This window comes from Tateyamaria sp. ANG-S1, from assembly GCF_000814025.1.
Classification (GTDB): domain Bacteria; phylum Pseudomonadota; class Alphaproteobacteria; order Rhodobacterales; family Rhodobacteraceae; genus Tateyamaria.
Window position 1 is genome coordinate 191,421 of sequence record NZ_JWLL01000001.1, and the last position, 18,230, is coordinate 209,650.

General features: G+C 61.8%; 16 protein-coding genes and 1 tRNA gene. 14 read left to right on the plus strand and 3 right to left on the minus strand.

Annotated elements, in window-relative coordinates; translation table 11 throughout:
- Positions 1 to 57 precede the first annotated feature (57 nt).
- Entirely contained in the window at positions 58 to 1,014 is a 957-nt protein-coding gene (gene hemC / locus RA29_RS01030; protein WP_039682060.1) for a hydroxymethylbilane synthase, read from the minus strand.
- Between the two features lie 66 nt (positions 1,015 to 1,080).
- Here hemC and hemE point away from each other — a divergent pair, with 66 nt between their 5' ends.
- Both hemE and RA29_RS01040 read left to right on the plus strand, forming a co-directional pair.
- The gene (gene hemE / locus RA29_RS01035; RefSeq protein WP_039682062.1) at positions 1,081 to 2,130 is read left to right on the plus strand and encodes a uroporphyrinogen decarboxylase; all 1,050 of its coding nucleotides are present in this window, start codon (positions 1,081 to 1,083) and stop codon (positions 2,128 to 2,130) included.
- 47 nt (positions 2,131 to 2,177) lie between these two features.
- Positions 2,178 to 2,254: transfer RNA gene (locus tag RA29_RS01040), tRNA-Met, on the plus strand.
- Positions 2,255 to 2,426: 172 nt separating this feature from the next.
- Here RA29_RS01040 and RA29_RS01045 read toward each other — a convergent pair.
- Together RA29_RS01045 and RA29_RS01050 are read right to left on the minus strand one after the other, a co-directional pair.
- A complete protein-coding gene (locus RA29_RS01045; RefSeq protein ID WP_039682064.1) occupies positions 2,427 to 2,825 on the minus strand; it encodes an ACT domain-containing protein in 399 nt (132 codons plus the stop codon).
- 6 nt (positions 2,826 to 2,831) lie between these two features.
- Entirely contained in the window at positions 2,832 to 4,355 is a 1,524-nt protein-coding gene (locus RA29_RS01050; protein WP_039682066.1) for a trimethylamine methyltransferase family protein, read from the minus strand.
- 161 nt (positions 4,356 to 4,516) lie between these two features.
- Between RA29_RS01050 and RA29_RS01055 the strand changes: the two genes are divergently transcribed.
- From RA29_RS01055 to RA29_RS01110, 12 genes are all read left to right on the plus strand, one after another.
- Positions 4,517 to 6,931, plus strand: a complete 2,415-nt coding sequence (locus RA29_RS01055) for an FAD-dependent oxidoreductase (RefSeq protein ID WP_039682068.1) — start codon at positions 4,517 to 4,519, stop codon at positions 6,929 to 6,931.
- Positions 6,932 to 7,056: 125 nt separating this feature from the next.
- Positions 7,057 to 8,094, plus strand: coding sequence for a TRAP transporter substrate-binding protein (locus RA29_RS01060; protein ID WP_052249396.1), 1,038 nt, complete (start codon positions 7,057 to 7,059; stop codon positions 8,092 to 8,094).
- 74 nt (positions 8,095 to 8,168) lie between these two features.
- Positions 8,169 to 8,726 (plus strand): TRAP transporter small permease, encoded by a 558-nt coding sequence (locus tag RA29_RS01065; RefSeq protein ID WP_039682073.1) that lies wholly within the window; start codon positions 8,169 to 8,171, stop codon positions 8,724 to 8,726.
- Between the two features lie 6 nt (positions 8,727 to 8,732).
- Complete coding sequence (locus tag RA29_RS01070) at positions 8,733 to 10,085, plus strand: TRAP transporter large permease (protein WP_052249397.1); 1,353 nt, start codon at positions 8,733 to 8,735, stop codon at positions 10,083 to 10,085.
- A gap of 308 nt (positions 10,086 to 10,393) precedes the next feature.
- Positions 10,394 to 11,920, plus strand: coding sequence for a benzoate-CoA ligase family protein (locus RA29_RS01075; RefSeq protein ID WP_039682075.1), 1,527 nt, complete (start codon positions 10,394 to 10,396; stop codon positions 11,918 to 11,920).
- Complete coding sequence (locus RA29_RS01080) at positions 11,920 to 12,729, plus strand: alpha/beta hydrolase (RefSeq protein ID WP_039682077.1); 810 nt, start codon at positions 11,920 to 11,922, stop codon at positions 12,727 to 12,729. The genes RA29_RS01075 and RA29_RS01080 overlap by 1 nt, the downstream gene beginning before the upstream one ends.
- Before the next feature lie 99 nt (positions 12,730 to 12,828).
- On the plus strand, positions 12,829 to 14,487 hold the full coding sequence (gene boxC, locus RA29_RS01085) for a 2,3-epoxybenzoyl-CoA dihydrolase (RefSeq protein ID WP_039682079.1): 1,659 nt from the start codon (positions 12,829 to 12,831) through the stop codon (positions 14,485 to 14,487).
- An 84-nt stretch (positions 14,488 to 14,571) separates the two neighbouring features.
- Positions 14,572 to 16,020 (plus strand): benzoyl-CoA 2,3-epoxidase subunit BoxB, encoded by a 1,449-nt coding sequence (gene boxB / locus RA29_RS01090; protein WP_206540129.1) that lies wholly within the window; start codon positions 14,572 to 14,574, stop codon positions 16,018 to 16,020.
- 11 nt (positions 16,021 to 16,031) lie between these two features.
- Positions 16,032 to 16,208, plus strand: a complete 177-nt coding sequence (locus RA29_RS23095; RefSeq protein WP_189799491.1) for a hypothetical protein — start codon at positions 16,032 to 16,034, stop codon at positions 16,206 to 16,208.
- Positions 16,209 to 16,237: 29 nt separating this feature from the next.
- Positions 16,238 to 16,699 carry a flavodoxin domain-containing protein gene (locus RA29_RS01100; protein WP_039682083.1) on the plus strand — a complete coding sequence of 154 codons (462 nt, stop codon included), beginning with the start codon at positions 16,238 to 16,240 and terminating at the stop codon, positions 16,697 to 16,699.
- A 148-nt stretch (positions 16,700 to 16,847) separates the two neighbouring features.
- Complete coding sequence (locus RA29_RS01105) at positions 16,848 to 17,738, plus strand: helix-turn-helix transcriptional regulator (protein WP_039682085.1); 891 nt, start codon at positions 16,848 to 16,850, stop codon at positions 17,736 to 17,738.
- Positions 17,735 to 18,202, plus strand: coding sequence for a 3-hydroxyacyl-CoA dehydrogenase family protein (locus RA29_RS01110; protein WP_039682087.1), 468 nt, complete (start codon positions 17,735 to 17,737; stop codon positions 18,200 to 18,202). The genes RA29_RS01105 and RA29_RS01110 overlap by 4 nt, the downstream gene beginning before the upstream one ends.
- Positions 18,203 to 18,230: the final 28 nt, after the last annotated feature.

Consider the following 18,230-nt stretch of genomic DNA (forward strand, 5'->3'; position numbering starts at 1 on the left):
CTCTGCCCCCGGTGCTACGCACCTCCCCCGGAGTTTATCTGGCAAAGTGAAAGAGGATCAGTGCCAGTCAAAGAACCCCTTGCCCGCTGTCTTCAAGAGCTCCTGCGCCAGATCCGTGCCCATGGCGGCGCCGTCTGACACCGGGCCTTGGCGCGTGCCGCTGCGCGCGTCCGAGCCATCGGGGCGGAGCACTTCTCCCATCAGCGTCAGCGTGTCGTCTTCGATGGTGGCAAGCCCGGCGATGGGCGTTTCGCAAGAACCGTCGAGCGTGAACAGGAATTGCCGTTCAGTCATCACGCGCTGCCCCGTAGGTGTGTCGTGAATGGAGGCCAGCAATTCAGCCGTATTGGTATCGTTGCTGCGCCGTTCGATGCCAATGGCCCCTTGGGCGATGGCGGGCAGCATGTCCGTGGGTTCAATCGGGGTGGCAGGGACGTCCGACATATCCAGCCGGTTCAGGCCTGCATGGGCAAGGAAGGTGCAGTCGGCGACCCCGTCAGCCAGCTTCTGCAGCCGGGTCTGCACGTTGCCGCGGAATTCCACCACGTTCAGATCCGGGCGCTTGACCAGAAGCTGTGCGCGGCGGCGCAGGGACGAGGTGCCAACCGTCGCGCCTTTGGGCAGATCTGCGATGCTGGTCAGGCTGTGCGATATGAAGGCGTCGCGCACATCCTCGCGCGGCAGAAAGGTGTCGAGGACCAAGCCGTCGGGCTGTACTGTCGGCATGTCCTTGGTCGAGTGCACCGCGATGTCGATCTTGCCTGCCAGCAGGTCTTCCTCGATCTCGCGGGTGAAGAGGCCCTTGTTCCCGATCTCTTTCAGTGGGCGGTCCGCGTCGATCATGGACCGGTTGTCGCCGGTGACCTTGATCACCACGATCTCGAACGACTCTTCGGGCAGATCAAAGGCGGTGCCTAGGCGCTGGCGCGTCTCATAGGCTTGGGCAAGGGCGAGGGGGGAGCCGCGGGTTCCGATCTTGAGCGGAGCGGCGGGAGAGGGTAGGCGCACAGTCATGGCTTTATCTTTTAGGTGTGTCAACTTATGTTGACAACTGGAAACGATCAGACAGGGGCATGTGTGATGAAAGACGGCGGCACCGGCAAGACGATTTTGCGGGCTTTGGCGGGTGAGGTGTTGCCGACGCCGCCCATCTGGATGATGCGGCAGGCGGGGCGATATCTGCCTGAGTACCGCGCAACACGGGCCGAGGCCGGGGACTTTCTGTCGCTGTGCTATAACCCCGAGCTGGCGGCTGAGGTCACGTTGCAGCCCATTCGGCGCTACGGGTTTGATGCGGCGATCCTGTTTGCCGACATCCTGCTGGTGCCGCAGGCGCTTGGGGCTGATCTGTGGTTTGTCACGGGTGAAGGCCCGCGCCTGTCGACCATCACCGACCAGGCGGGTGTCGATGCGCTGAAGCCCGTGGATGACATTCACGAGACGCTGAACCCGATCTACGAAACGGTCCGTATCCTGCGGCGCGAGTTGCCGGAAGAGACCACGCTGATTGGCTTTGCCGGGGCGCCTTGGACGGTGGCAACCTATATGATTGCGGGTCGCGGCACACCGGATCAGGGCCCGGCTCATGCGCTGCGCGAGGGCAATCCGGCGGCCTTTGATGCACTGATGGCGCGGATCACGGCGGCCACGATTGAGTATTTGGCCGCGCAGATCGACGCTGGGGCGGAGGTCGTGAAGATCTTTGACAGCTGGGCTGGGTCGCTGAAAGGAGAGGCGTTCCAGAAGTATGCTGTCGCCCCCTGTGCCGAGATTACGGCAGCCCTGAAGGCGCGGTATCCGCATATTCCGGTCATTGGATTCCCGCGTGAGGCCGGGGATGGATACATCGGGTTCCACGCTGCCACCGGGGTAGATTGCGTCGCGCTCGACAATTCCGTTTCGCCGGATTGGGCGGCGGCCCACGTGCAGGTCGATGGATGCGTTCAGGGCAACCTCGCCTCGTCCCATATGGTGACGGGTGGACAGGCTTTGGTGGAGGAGACGCAGGCCATCGTGCGGGCGTTTTCCAAGGGGCCGCATATCTTCAACCTGGGCCACGGGATCACGCCCGATGCGGACCCGGAGAACGTGGCGCTGATGATCGAGACGGTGCGGGCGACAAAGTCCTGATTTCTGGCTTGACGATTCTGAGGCGCTGGCATAGGTCACGCCTCCATGGCGCGGTAGCTCAGCTGGTTAGAGCGCTCGACTCATAATCGAGAGGTCGGGAGTTCAAGTCTCCCCCACGCCACCATTTATTTCCATTTTGCTGCGCAAAAAATTCGATCCGGGGGATCGAATTTCGGAAATGAATGCCCCGAGCCACCGCGAGGGGCTTGGCATCACATCCATATTAGGCGTCCCAGCGTGGGACGCACGCGCTACAACGTGAATTCAATGCCTTACAGGGGCGGATTCATGGGTTGTTAGGATTTAGACGCCTCTTTCTGGAGGTCTTTTAGCACCTCAACCGCACGCTCCGCGTCTGCTTCGCCGACAAAGATGTGGTCGTGATGATAGGCGGCGACGACGTTGCAGCTGATGCCAGCGCCCGCCAGAGCGGTGGAGACGGCTGCGGTCAGGCCGATGCCTTCGAGGTCTGAGAAGACCTCGAGCGTGATGAGCGACATGACGACGGAAACGTCTTGATCCGCGGCCTGCGCCACATCGTAAGGCAGGATCATTGTGATCCCTTCGGCTTCGCGGATCAGGGCGAAGGCCTCGGCCAGCCCGACAGGCTCGGCCATTGTGCAGAAAACCCAGCGGCCCGGTTGCAGGGCTGGGGTCATGCCGGAGATCATGGCTTGGGTGTCTGTGACGGGCATGGGACCTTAGGGGTAGCGGATGTCGAAGGCCGCGCGGATCGCGGTGTCGGTGGCGTAATCAATATAGGTTGGGTGATGGGTGGCAAGGATCGTGTCCACCTTTCGCGCTGCACGGTCCCATGCGGTGAGCGCGCCGCTGTCTTCCCATGTTTTGGGCGTCTCGCGGTCCGCCAGCAACGGATAGACATAGTCGCGCTCCATGGCCGCGATTGTGGCGGGGCCGCCGAGGAAATGGCCATCGCCCAGAACCGCCGCATGGATGCCTGGAAGGTCCAGCGTGTCATCGGACACCTCGACCCCGCGCAGGATGCGGTAGGTGGCGGCGTGCATCTCGTCATCCAGCACGAAGGCTTCGAAACTGGCGCCGAGCAAGGCCGCTGTCATGCCGGAGCTTTCGTAGATCAGGTTGCCGCCTGCGAGTGCGGCGGCGAGTGAGGTCAGCCCCTTTTCCACGCCATATTGCGCGTCCAAAGCCTTGGCGTCGGTCATGGAGGCGGCGACGCCAGAGACTAGGCCCATATGGTTGATGATCTGGGCAGAGGCGGCGTTCATCACCGCGATCTCTCCACCCCCGCCAGCGAATGCGCCGGTGCGCAGGTCGATGACCAGCGGCCAGTTTGAGAACACCATGGGGTGGCCGGGCTTGATGGCGTGCACCATCACGAGGCTGGCCAGTGTTTCGGCCAGCGACTGGGCGAGGAACCCCGCGAGCGTTGCGGGGGCGGTGGCCCCGGCCTGGGCGGCGGTGATGCAGGACAGGGGTATGTTGTGGTCGATGCAGGCATAGACCGTTTCGACCGCATCCGCGCCAAACCGCATGGGCGAGATGACGGGGCTGATATGCGCCTTTACGAACGGGCGTTTGGCGAACGCCCCGTCGCCCCCGGCCACCATGTCGAACATGTGGACGATGGGGGCGACGTGCTCGGCCAGTGTAAAGGCCGTGGCGACGGGTTTGGTCGTATTGCGCAGAAGCGCGTAGGCGGTGTTGATGTCGAACAGCCATTCATCGGGCATGTCGCCCGCGATGCAGCAGCGGGTGAACCAGCTGACGTTGGTGAGCGTGTCTTGCAGCCGGGTGAAGTCGTGCAGGTCTTGCAGGGTCGAGGGGCGGTAGAGCCGGGTGTGCCGGTCGAGCGTCTGGACCGCTGCGCCGCCGGTGCCGAAGTGGACGGCTTTGCCGCCGACCTCGATCGTGCGTGCGGGGTCGCGGCCGTGGAGAGGGAAGGTTTTGGGGGTCTTTTCAATCGCCTCTTCCACCAGTGTGGCGGGGATCGAGACGCGGCCGTTTGGGAGGGTTTGGGCGCCTGCCGCTTCGAGTGTTGTGCGCAGGCGGTCGGGGACTTCGCCCATGCCGAGGTCGGCCAGAAGGGACAGGGCGGCGGTGTAGATGTGCTGGATGTCAGCGTCCGACAGCGGGCGGTATTGGCCGCCTGTTTGACCCGGTGGTGCGGGGTTCAGAGGGGGCCCAGCGGCGCGGGCTTTTTTGCGGGCGCTGCGCCCTTTTCGCATGGGTTTCGGGTCGGACATGGGACCAGAGTTGGCAGGTTATGGGCGCGTGCAAGCGTGGTGCTGTGAGTTCAGCGACAGCAAATGCATATTTTCAGAACAATGAAGACAGGGCCGTGTGATTGACCGGCGGGCCGCGCCCTTCATTGTTCCGGCACATCTGTAAAATCCGGAGTGCCGCCATGAAGACCCAGACCCGTTGTGTTGTGATCGGTGGAGGCATAGCGGGCTGTTCGACCCTGTATCACCTGACCCAGGAAGGTTGGACCGACGTGGTGCTGGTCGAGCGTGATGAGTTGACCAGCGGCACGACCTGGCATTCGGCGGCGCAGGTGACGAATTTCGGTATGAACCAGACGATGGTTGGGCTGAAGACGCATTCGATCAACCTGTATCAGGAGTTGGCTGAGGATCCGGAGTATCCGATCAACTATCACCATGCCGATGGGGGCATTCGGCTGGCCAATACGCAGGCGCAGATGGATGGCTATCGCCATTTTGCGTCGATGGCGCGGGGCATGGATGTGCATTTCGAGGTGATTGATGCCGCCGAATGCGCGCGCCGCCATCCGCTGATTTCGACGGACAATCTGGTCGGTGGGCTGTGGGATCCGCTGGATGGCGATATTGATCCGGCGCAGCTGTGTCAGGCGCTGGCCCGGCGGGCGCGCAAGGCGGGGGCGGAGGTGTATCGCCATACGCCTGTGACGGGGCTGACGCAGCACAAGGATGACAGTTGGACGGTGCACACGACCAAGGGCGATATTGATTGCGAGGTGGTTGTGAACGCCTGTGGCTACCGCGTGAATGAGGTGGGCGCGATGATGGGGGTGCATCATCCGGTCGCCTCCATGGAGCACCAGTATTTTCTGACCGAGGAGATCCCGGCCATTCGCGATGCGGGTCATCGGATGCCGCTGCTGCGCTGTCCGATCAGTGATTATTACTGTCGGCAGGAGAAGAACGGCTTGCTGCTGGGGTTCTACGAGCAGGACTGCAAGACGTGGGGGATGGACGGGATTTCGCCGGATTTTTCCAATGATTTGTGCCCGGATGATCTGGACCGGGTGACGGATGTTCTGGAGGGTGCCTTTGCCCGGATGCCTGCGTTGATGGAGGCCGGGGTGCATACGGTGGTGAACGGGCCGATCACCTATACGATTGATGGCGCGCCCCTGGTTGGGCCCATTCCCGGCAAGCGGAATGCGTTTTGTATCATAGGCTTGCGGGCTGGTTTGGGCGAGGGCGGCGGTCATGGCTGGCTGCTGGCGCAGCAGATTGTCTATGGGGAGGCGTGTTACGACACCTGGGTGTTGGACCCGCGTCGGTTCACCGGGCATGGCAATGTGGAGCTGACGGCGCTGAAAGCCATCGAGGATTATCAGAACGAGTTTCGGTTTCATTTCCCGAACGAGCATCGCCCGGCGGGGCGGCCGATCAAGACGACCCCTTTGACCCCCGTGCTGGCGGCCGAGGGGGCGGAGTTTACTGTGGTGAACGGGTGGGAGCGGGCGGAGTTTTTCAAGCCCGCGCCGGGGTTTGCAGTGACGCATGGGTTTGGGTTTGATGAAGCCTTTGACGTGGTGGCCGGGGAGGTGAAGGCGGTGCAGGCCGGGGTGGGTCTGGCTGAGGTCAATGGTTTTAATCGCATCGAGATTGCGGGGCCGGATGCGCATCGGTTTTTGGATCATGTGATCTGTGGCCGGGTGCGGCGGGCAGAGGGGAAGGGGGGGCTGGGGTATCTCTTGAATCACCATGGGTGTGTGAAGGCGGAGGCGACGGTTGCGAACCTGCCGGGTGGGCAGGTTTGGTATGGGTCTGCGGCGGCGTCCGAGTGGCACGACATGGATTGGCTGCGCGCCAATGCGGACGGGTTTGATGTGTTGTTTCAGTCGCTTACGAATGACTGGACCATCCTTGTGCTGGCGGGGCCGAAGGCGCGGGATGTGTTGTCAGCTGTGTCGCGGGGCGATTGGTCGGCAGAGGCATTTCCGTGGTTGTCGGTGCGTCGGGCGTTTGTTGGGGTGGCCCCGGCGGTTGTGATGTCGGTGAGTTTTTCGGGGGAGCTCGCCTATGAGATCCATGTGCCGAACAACCAGCTCTATGGCGCTTATCTGGCGCTACGGGTGGCTGGGGAGGCGCGTGGGTTGCGGTTGTTTGGGGCGCGGGCCGTGGAGTCGATGCGGATGGAGAAGGGGTTTCTGCATTGGAAAGCCGATCTGATCACCGAGTTTGACCCTTTTGAGACGGGGCTGGAGCGGTTTGTGCGGATGGACAAGGACTTCGTCGGCAAGGTGGCGCTTGAGGAACGGCAGGCAAAGGGGCCGTTGCGGCGGTTGGTGAGTATGCGGTTGGACAGCACCACGTCGCCCGCGCATCCCGGCGCTTCGGTCATGCGGGACGGGCAGGTCGTTGGCACTGTGACGTCGGGCGACTGGGGGCACCGGGTTGGGATGAACCTGGCCTATGCCTTTGTCGATCCGGTCCTTGCCGCGCAAGGCACTGAAATTGAAGTGGATATGCTGGGTGAGATGATCCCGGCGCGGGTGATTGCGCCGTCGCCCTATGATCCTGACATGACCCTGCCGCGCGGCTGAACCGGGGCATGACAAAGCGGAGATATAGTTACAAAGGCGGGTGACAGACATAGTTGCGTTGCATAACAATTTCCCCGGAAGGCGAGTCAGGTCGTGGATGCCTGGCCGAAAAAGGGAGGAAATTCATGTCACTCACACGCAAATCATTCCTGAATATGGTGGGCGCAGCGGCGTTGGCCATTGGGTCGGGGACGGCCGCATTCGCGCAAGAGGTCACGCTGAACCTGCACCAGTTCCTGCCCGCGCAAGCCAATGTGCCCAAGCTGGTGCTGGATGTCTGGGCCGACAATGTCGAGGAAGCGAGCGGCGGGCGGATCAAGGTGGACCGTTTTCCGTCGATGCAGCTTGGGGGTCGTCCGCCGGAGCTGATTGATCAGGCCGTGGATGGCGTGGCCGATGTCGTCTGGACCGTGGTGGGCTACACGCCGGGCCGCTTCCCTCGGACCGAGGTGTTTGAACTGCCGTTCATGATGACAGACGCGCGTGCGATGTCGTCGGCCTATTGGCAAATGTTTGAAAAACATATGAAAGATACTGAGTTCAAGGATGTGCATATCCTGGGCACATGGGTGCACGGGCCGGGCATGATCCATGTAAACAAAGAGGTGAAGACCCCTGCGGACATGGCGGGTCTGAAGATCCGGGGCGGGTCGCGCACCGTGAACAACCTGCTGGAAAAGATGGGCTCGACCCCCGTGGGCATGCCTGTGCCTGCGGTGCCTGAGGGGCTGAGCAAGGGGGTGATCGACGGCACCACGATCCCCTGGGAAGTGACGGCGGCGCTGAAGATCCCGGAATTGGTTGGCAACCACACTGAGTTTGAGGGCAATGCGCTGTATACCCTGACCTTTGTGCTGGCGATGAACAAGGATCGGTACGAGAGCCTGCCTGATGACCTCAAACAGGTGATCGATGACAATTCAGGGCTGGAATTCAGCATCTTTGCCGGGGGCACGCAGGCCGATTCCGATGGGCCCGCGCGCGCGGCGGCGGTCGACAATGGCAACAGCATCGTCACCGTGTCGGGCGATGATCTCGCTGCCTGGCAGGAAGCGGCGCAGCCCATCTATGACGAGTGGGTCGCCGACATGGAAAGCAAGGGCATCGACGGTCAGGCGCTGATCGACGAGGCGCGCGCGCTGATGGATGCCTACGAAGGCTGAACCGTTTACGTGAATGAAAGTCGGGCCGTGGCAGGAATGCTGCGGCCCGATTTTTCCAATGAAAAGAGGCAGGTATGTTTAGGCTCGTGAAATGGCTGTCACGGTTTTCGGCCGTGGTCGGGGGCATCGTTCTGGTGGTGCTGATCCTGTTGACCACCGCGTCGATTGTCGGACGCGAGCTGTCGAAACTGGGTCACGCGCTGGGCGAGAGTTGGTTCGGGCAGATGCTGCTGGCGAGTGGTGTGGACGAGATCAAGGGCACCTATGAGCTGACCGAAGCCGGTGTCGCCTTTGCCATTTTCGCCTTTTTTCCGGTGTGCCAGTTCTATGGTCAGCACGCGACGGTGGATGTGTTTACCTCGTCCCTGCCGCGCCGCCCTCTGGGCTGGTTACGCGCGTTCTGGGAGGTCGTGTTGGCCGCTGTCATCGTGTTTATCGGCCTGCGTTTGTACGAAGGCATGCTGCGCTATCTGGGCAATGGCGAGACGACGCTGTTCCTGCAATTCCCGGTCTGGTGGGCCTATGCAGCGAGCGTTGGGGCGGCGGCGATTGCCGGGCTGACGGCGGTCTATTGCGCCTGGGTGCGGGTGGTTGAGGCGGCCACCGGGCGCCAAATCTTACCAACGGGTTAACGGGCGATGGATTGGATTCGCGATATTGTCCAGTTTGTGGGCCTTAGCCGGTTGGAACTGGGGTTCTGGTCGTTTCCCATTCTGCTCGGCCTGATTTTTTTACGTGCGCCCATCGGGCTGGCCATGTTCCTGATGGGGCTGCTGGGCTGGATCTTTGCCATGAATGGCAATGCCACGCCGATCCTCGCCAAGCTGAAGTCCGAGACCTACACCACATTCTCTAACTACTCGTTAACCATCATCCCGATGTTCTTGCTGATGGGGCAATTTGCGACCCTGTCGGGCATGTCCACGTCGCTGTTCAAGGCGGCGGAGAGCTTTCTGGGCCACCGGAAGGGCGGGGTGGCGATGGCGTCTGTGGGCGCTTGCGCGGGCTTTGGCGCGATCTGCGGATCGTCACTGGCGACGGCGGCCACGATGGGCCGTGTGGCCCTGCCGGAGCTGAAAAGATATGGATATTCAGGGGGTTTTTCGACCGCGACCCTGGCTGCAGGTGGGACGCTGGGCATCCTGATCCCGCCGTCGGTGATCCTTGTGATCTATGCGATCATCACGGAGCAGAACATTGCCAAGCTGTTTCTGGCGGCCTTTGTCCCCGGCATTCTGGCGGCGATGGGTTATGTGCTGACCATCTCGATCTACGTGCGGCTGTTTCCCGGAAGCGCAGGCACGCGCGAGGCTGTTCCGTGGCCGGAGCGCTGGAAAGCGCTGGGCGAGACGTGGCCGGTGCTGGCGATTTTTGCGCTGGTGGTGGGCGGTATCTATGCCGGGTGGTTCACGCCGACCGAGGGCGCCGCCGTCGGTGCGGCGGGCACGGGGCTGGTGGCGTGGCTGGGCGGCAATCTGAGCTGGCGTGTGCTGGGCGAGGCGCTGATCGGGACGGGCAAGACGACCGCCATGATCTTTTTCATCGTGTTCGGTGCAGCGCAGTATAACGGGTTTCTGGCTCTGTCGGGTGCGCCGCAGTGGCTGGCGGATTTCGTTCTGTCCCAAGGGTTTACCCCCATTCTGGTGCTGAGCGTGATCCTGCTGTTCTACCTGGTCTTTGGCTGCGTGATGGACAGCCTGTCGATGATCCTGCTGACGGTGCCGATCTTTTTCCCGGTGATCTCGGGCCTCGATTTCGGGATGTCGCCCGAGCATGTGGCGATCTGGTTTGGCATTCTGGTGCTGATCGTCGTGGAGGTGGGGCTGATCACGCCGCCTGTGGGGATGAACTTGTTTATTATCAACGCGATGGACCGGGAGACGCGGATCACAGAGACCTACAAGGCGGTGCTGTTCTTTGTCGGGTCGGACATTTTCCGGGTGATTCTGCTGGTGGCATTCCCGGCGATCACGCTGTTTTTGATCCCCTGATGCGCAACGTTCGGTGGGGGTGATGTACGGTTTGGGCCGGTGCGCGCGTTAACACCATGAAAACAAGGGCGATGGGGGTGTCACCCCGCGTACACTCCCTGTGCACCCCCTGTACACCGGTTTGGTCGGTTTTGGCGGACGGGGCGGGGTTAATGAGGCGTGCGGTGCGTTAACCTTAATCGTGGGTTAATTCGCTGAGCTGGGATTTGCGTGTGCATTAAAATGCCATCTCGCGGGTCGCGGCTTGGTGCGTGGCGGCGGGCGGGCGCACTATACCGCAGCGACCTTGAGTCTTTGGGAGGGGGCACATGGCAAACGCGGCATCCTATTTTGTGGACCGACATGTGGCCGAAGGGCGGGGTGGTAAGGTGGCCTTTCGCGAGGTTGGCACGGGGCGCAGCCTGACATATGGCGCGCTGGCCGAGGCGTCGGGGCGGGCGGCTGCTGCGTTTTTGGCGGTGGATGTGCGGCCGGAGGAGCGGGTTGCGATGCTGGTGCTGGACCAGATCGAGTTTCCGGTGCTGTTCTGGGGTGCGTTGAAGGCCGGGGTGATCCCGGTGCCGCTGAACACGCTGCTGGCGACGCCCATTTACGATGCGATTTTGCGGGACAGTCGGGCGTCGATGCTGATCGTGTCGGAGCCTTTGTGGGACGTGGTGGCGCCTGTGTTGGAGGGCAATCCGCATCTGCGGCGGGTCGTCGTGATTGGCGCGGCGCGGGATGGCGCGGAGACTTATGATGATTTCATGGCTGGTGGACGCGCGCCGGTGCAGCCGTTTGACGCCAGGGATGATGAGACGGCGTTCTGGCTCTACTCCTCGGGCTCGACCGGGCAGCCGAAGGGGGTGCATCACGTTCATTCGGCTTTGAGGGCGACGGCGGACACTTATGGCGCGCAGGTGTTGCAGGTGCGCGAGGATGATGTGGTGTTCTCGGCTGCAAAGTTCTTTTTTGCCTATGGGCTGGGCAACGCGATGACCTTTCCGATGTCCGTGGGCGCGACTGTGGTGATCTTTGGCGGGCGGCCGACGCCGGAGGCCATGGTGCAGGTGATTGCGGACGAGCAGCCCACCGTCTTCTGCGGGGTGCCGACGCTTTATGCCGCGATGGTGGCGCATATGGAGGCGAACGGTGCGCCGGATGCGCCTTTGCGGACCTGCATCTCGGCGGGCGAGGCGTTGCCGGAGGATGTGGGGCTGCGTTGGGAGGCGCTGACAGGCGTGCCGATCTTGGATGGGGTCGGGTCGACCGAGATGCTGCATATCTTTCTGTCGAATGCGCCGGGGGATGTTGTTTACGGCACGTCGGGCGTTCCGGTGCCGGGATATGAGGTGCGGCTTGTCGATGAAGCCGGGGCTGAGGTTGGTACGGGTGAGGTCGGTGAGTTGTTGGTCAATGGGGCGTCGGCTGCGGGCGGATATTGGAACCGGCGGGACAAGACGCGGGATACGTTCGAGGGTGTTTGGACGCGCACGGGCGACAAGTATGAGCGGCGTGAGGACGGGCGGTACGTCTACTGCGGGCGGACGGATGACATGTTCAAGGTGTCGGGGATCTGGGTCAGCCCGTTTGAGGTGGAGCAGGCGATCACCTCTCATGTCTCGGTGTTGGAATGTGCTGTGGTGGCCGCGAAGGATGCGGATGGGTTGGAGAAGCCCAAGGCTTTTGTCGTGCCGCATGGGGAGCGGCCCGAGGGCCTCGAAGAGCTGCTGAAGGATCATGTGAAGGAGCGTGTGGGCAAGTGGAAGTATCCGCGCTGGGTCGAGTGCGTGGAGAGCCTGCCCAAGACCGCGACGGGCAAGATCCAGCGCTTCAAGCTGCGGGAGGACGTTTGATGGAGTGGGGCACGGGCACAGTTTCGGTTGCGGGGCATGACTTGGACTATGCGTGCTGGGGTCCTGCGCCGAGGGACGCACCGACTTTGGTGATGCTGCATGAAGGGTTGGGATCGGTCGGGTTGTGGCGCGACTGGCCTGCGGTGTTGACGGAAGCCACGGGCATGGGCGTGCTGGCCTATTCGCGTGCCGGCTATGGCCGGTCGTCGTCCGTGTCGTTGCCGCGTCCGCTTGAGTACATGACATGGGAAGCGGAGGATGTGGTTGGACCGCTGCTGGACGCATTGCAGGTTCAGTCGGCAGTTCTGCTGGGCCATTCGGATGGGGCGACCATTGCCGCCATCTATGCCGGGTCCGTATCTGACATGCGTGTGCGGGGGGTGGTCCTGATCGCGCCGCATTTCTTTGCTGAGGCTGAGGGGCTGGAGGCCATTCGGGCGGCGAAGACCATGTATGAGGATGGGGATTTGCGGGAGCGGCTGGCGCGGCATCACGATCACCCGGATGTGGCGTTCTATGGCTGGCATGATGTCTGGACCGATCCGCGTTTTGCCGAATGGAACGTGGCCGATGCGATTGATCACTGGCGCATTCCGGCGATGGTCGTGCAGGGGCGCGAGGATGCGTATGGCACGTTGGCGCAGGTTCGGGAGGTGCAGGACCGTGCCTATTCCCCGGTCGAGGCGTTGATTGTGGACGGTGCCGGACATGCGCCGCATGAGGATGCGCCCGAGGTGGTGACGCCCGCTGTGGCGGCGTTCTGCGCGACGTTGATGGCGTTGGAGGATGCGCCCTCGGAGGCGCAATAAAGTGCATTAAATCGCGGTATACGGCGGCATATTGTGCATTTCAGGGCCTGAGTGGTGTAGCATAGTGCCACTTCTGACGTTTGAAGGCCTGTTTGATTCATGACCCAGATCATTGATTTCCGGACTGATCCCAGCCGCTACAAGCATTGGCGGGTGGAGTATGACGGCCCGGTTGCGACGCTGTGGATGGACGTGGACGAGGATGGCGGTCTGTTTGACGGCTATCAGTTGAAGCTGAATTCCTATGATCTTGGCGTCGATATTGAGCTGAATGACGTGGTCCAGCGGATGCGGTTTGAGCATCCGGAGGTGAAGGTGGTCGTCATGCGCTCGGCCAAGGATCGGGTGTTTTGCGCGGGTGCCAATATTCGGATGCTTGGGGGCGCTGCGCACGCGCACAAGGTCAATTTCTGCAAGTTCACGAATGAGACCCGCAATGCCTATGAGGCGGCGGAGGCCGAGAGCGGGCAAAAATACGTGGCGGCGGTGCAGGGGGCTTGTGCCGGGGGCGGGTATGAGCTGGCGCTGGCGTGCAATCATATCATGCTGACGGATGACTCGACCTCGTCTGTGGCGTTGCCCGAGGTGCCCTTGCTGGCTGTGCTGCCGGGGACCGGGGGGCTGACCCGCGTGACCGACAAGCGGATGGTGCGGCGGGACCGGGCGGATGTGTTTTGCTCGACCGAAGAGGGCGTGAAGGGTAAGCGCGCGGTGCAGTGGAAGCTGGTGGATGAGGCTGTGCCGAATGCGCGGTTTGATGACGTCGTGGCAGAGCGGGCGGCGGAGTTTGCTGCCGCTTCGGCCAAGGAGGATGTGGCGCAGGGGATTGCGCTGGGGCCGATTGAGCGGACGGTGTCTGGTAATGGGTCAGTGAGTTATCGGCTTGTCGAGGTGACCGTGGACGGGACCGCGCGGCGGGCGGAGATTTTGATCAAAGGGCCGGAGGGCGATGCGCCTGCTGACGTGGCGGCGTTGGTGGCAGAGGGCGATCAGTCCTACATTCTGCGGCTGGCGCGGGAGTTGGAAGATGCGGTTTTGCATCTGCGCCTTAATGAGATGGAAGCCGGGCTGTGGGTGATCCGGAGCCAGGGCGATCCACAGGCCGTGTTGGCGCATGAAGCGCTGATCTTGGACAACCCGGATCATTGGCTGTGCAATGAGATCCGGCACTACTGGAAGCGGGTGTTGAAGCGGGTGGATGTGACCTCGCGCTCGCTGGCGGCGCTGGTCGAGCATGGGAGTTGCTTTGCGGGCGTGTTGGCGGAGCTGCTGTGGGCGGTGGACCGGTCCTACATGATGGAGGACGAGTTCGAGGGGGACAATCGGCCCCTTGCCACTATCACCTTGAGTGGGGGGAATTTTGGGGCCTACCCGATGGGGAATGATCTGACGCGGTTGGAGACCCGGTTTTATGGCTCGGATGATGCCGAGGGGCTGCTCGACCATATCGGTGAGGCGTTGGAGGCTGAGGAGGCGGATGACGCTGGGTTGGTGACTGAAATCCTCGATGACATCGATTGGGAGGATGAGATCCGGATTTTCCTGGAGGAGCGGGCCAGCTTCTCGCCCGATGCGATGACGGGGATGGAGGCGAACCTGCGCTTTGCGGGGCCGGAGACGATGGAGACGCGGATCTTTGGCCGTCTCACCGCCTGGCAGAACTGGATTTTCAACCGGCCCAATGCGGTTGGGGAGGATGGCGCGTTGCAGCGGTATGGGACCGGTGTGCGCGGGGATTTCAACATGGAGCGGGTGTGACCCGGTTTGAGATGGAGCCGTTTTCCGACACGGAAAACGGACCGGAATTTTTGTAAAATTCCGGCGACAGGAGGAGATGAAGACATGACTGTGATGAACGTCAGCTATGACACCCAAATCCCCAACAATGTGGGGCTGAGCCAGGACCGCAAGGTGCTGAAAGCGCTGGAGAAATGGCATCCCGGCTACATCAACTGGTGGAACGATCTGATCCCGCAGAACTTTCAGGAATCGATGGTCTATCTACGCACGGCTGTGAGCGTGGACCCCAAGGGGTGGGCCAAGTTCGACTATGTGAAGATGCCGGAATATCGGTGGGGGGTGCTGCTGGCCCCTGCGGTGGAGGACCGGCGCATTCCAATGGGTGAGCATTATGGTGAACCTGCGTGGCAGGAGGTGCCGGGTGAGTATCGCAACATGCTCAAGCGGTTGATTGTTATTCAAGGCGATACGGAGCCGGGGTCGGTGGAGCAGCAGCGGTTCCTGGGGCTGACGGCACCGTCGCTTTACGACATGCGGAACCTGTTTCAGGTGAATGTCGAGGAGGGGCGGCATCTGTGGGCGATGGTGTATTTGCTGCAGAAATATTTTGGGAAGGATGGGCGCGAGGAAGCGGATGATATGCTTGTCCGGTCCTCGGGCAACGAGGATGCGCCACGGATGTTGGGGGCGTTTAACGAGGAAACGCCGGATTGGTTGTCGTTCTTTATGTTCACCTATTTTACGGACCGGGACGGGAAGATGCAGTTGGAGAGCTTGGCGCAGTCTGGCTTTGACCCGCTGTCGCGGACCTGCCGGTTTATGCTGACCGAGGAAGCGCATCATATGTTTGTGGGCGAGACGGGGGTGACGCGGACCATTCAGGCGACCTTGGCCGCGATGCAGGAGAACGGGATTGATGATCCCTACGACATCGACAAGATCCGGGACCTGGGTGTCATTGACCTGCCGACGATCCAGAAGAAGTTGAACCTGCACTATACGCTCAGCCTTGATCTGTTTGGGCAGGAAGTGTCGACCAACGCCGCCAATGCCTTCAACGCAGGTATCAAGGGGCGGTATATGGAGCAGCGGATTGATGACGATCACAAGCTGACGAATGACACCTATGCCGTGGCGAGCATCGTGGATGGCAAGATCGTGACGCAGGATGTGCCTGCGCTGACGGCCATCAACATGCGCCTGCGGGATGATTACATTCGTGACGCGAGCGGTGGCTTGCGCCGTTGGAACAAGCAGATTTCGCGGACGGGTATTCAGTTTGAGCTGAAGCTGCCGCATGAGGGCTTCCATCGGAAGATCGGGGTGTTCGCGAACCAGCCGATCACGCCGGAGGGTGAGTTCATCAATTCCGCCGATTGGGAGGCGCGTCAGCACGAATGGTTGCCCACGAAGGAAGATGGTGCTTTTATTCAGTCATTGATGAAGCCGTGCTATGAGCCCGGCAAATACGCCAGTTGGATCGCCCCGCCCAAGGTGGGGATCGACAACAAGCCAGGTGACTTCGAATACGTAAAACTTCACATGGCGTGAGGATGAACGCGATGCAGGTTCAAAGGACTGTTGTTGAAACACCCCCGCCCCAGCGTGCCTTTTGCGCGCTGGAGTGCAAGGGCTGCACAGGCATGTGCTTTGCGCTTTACATGATGCTCACCCGCGAAGAGCAGGACGCCATGTCAGAGCGGTACATGTCCGGCAACAGTGCTGAAACCTGTCATTGAAAACGGGTCACTGACGGAAGGGTACATCAATGAAAGTGGGTATTTATTACGGCTCGGAGACGGGCAATTCCGAAATGCTGTGCGAAGACATCGAGGCGGAGCTGGGCGACGGGTTCGACTGCGATATTCAGAGCCTTGCCGACGTGGACCCGGCGGCGATGGAGAAAGACGCCTTCTACATCATCGTGACGTCGACTTATGGGAATGGCGATCTGCCCTCGACCGCGCTGCCATTTGAGGAGGCGCTGGTGGAGGGCAAGCCGGATTTGAACGGCATTCGCTTTGCGATCTTTGGGTTGGGCGACATGGTCTTTGCCGAGACCTTTGCACACGGCTCCATGAAGCTCGCCGAGATGATGAAGGCCCAAGGGGCCACGCAGGTGGGCGAGCGTGGTATTCACGATGCGTCGGGCTTTGACATGCCCGAGGATATTGCACTGCCTTGGGTCAAGGGCATCATGGGTTTGATGAACGCGGATGAGGCTGCCTGAGCGACCCGTTTCTCCACGCCTTGCCTATATCGCGTCTGCGCTGCTGGCGCTGTAGGGCGTGCCAAGTCCTGCATATTCACGCCACGTGATCCGTTGATCTGACGCGCTTGCGCCCTACACCTTTTTGTTACGAACAGAATTAGTGCGCATGACATCACCAAAACCCATACCTGATGGCGCAATCCCGATGATTGCACGCCTTGCCACCCGCGTCCGTGCGGCGCGTGACGCGCTGGGTCTGCCCCGGCGCGCATTGTCCGAACGCTCGGGCGTTTCGCCGCGCTACCTAGCCCAGCTTGAGGCGGGGGAGGGCAATATCTCGGTCATCCTGTTGGAGCGTGTTGCGACGGCGCTGAACCTGAAGATCGAGGACCTGCTGTCAGAGACCCCGCCGATGCGCGGCGATGTGGCCCGTGTGGCGCGATTGTATCAAGCGGCCCCGGCGCAGGTGCAGGGGCGTGTGCGCGCGCTGCTTGCGCCGCAGAACCCGCTGGCGTTGCGGGCACAGCGGATTTGTCTGGTGGGTCTGCGGGGCGCGGGCAAGTCCACGCTTGGCCGGATGGCCGCGGACAAGCTGAAGGTTCCCTTTGTCGAGTTGAAGGACGAGATTGAGGCCGAGGCGGGAATGCCGCTGTCGGAGGTCATGGCGCTTTATGGTCAGGACGGTTACCGCGCGCTTGAGGCGGAAGCGGTGGCGCGTGTTGTGGCCCGACATGACAAGCTGATCCTTGCCGTGGCCGGTGGGATTGTCGGCGATGACGATGCCTATGACATGGTGTTGGAGCGGTTTCACACAATCTGGGTTCGCACCAGCCCCGGCGAACATATGGCGCGGGTCCGGGCGCAGGGCGATCTGCGCCCGATGGAGGGCAATCCGGCGGCCATGGATCAGCTCAAGGCGCTGTTGAGGCATCGGACGCCCGCTTACGAGCGCGCCATGGCGCAGGTCGATACCACGGCGAAGCCTGTGTCGACGTCACTGAACGAGGTGCTGGCGATTATTGCCAAGCATCGGTTTCTTGAGGGTCTTGGCCCGTGAGCGGGGTTGTCACCCCGTTGCAAGACAGGTTCTGGCGCGCGTGTGAGGCGCTGCTTTACCGCCACACGACCCCTTGGGATTTGGACGAGGCGCTGGTCGCGTGGGGCTACGGCCTTGGCCCGTGCGAGGTGCAGGACCTTGTTGGCTTGGACAAGGTGCTGGCGGCGCGGCAGGGTGCTGACGTCACCCCCGTTTTGCCGCGGATGGTGGCGGAGGGCCGGTTGGGCAAACGCTTTGGCTGGGGGTTTTATCGCTATCCCGGTGGGGGCGGTGCCGTCATTGATCCGCTGATCGAGGACCTGATCTGTGAAGAGGCATGGTTTGCGAAGGTTGAGCGTGTCGAATTGACGGGGGCCGATATCGTGGCCCGTTTGCATGCCGATATTGGACCGCTGTTGCGTGCTGATCTGGATGCGGCGGTGACGCAGTTGCATTTCCCTGCGGATCGGCTGGCCACGATCTGAGCCGTCGGGCGGGCGCTGTTTGGCTGCG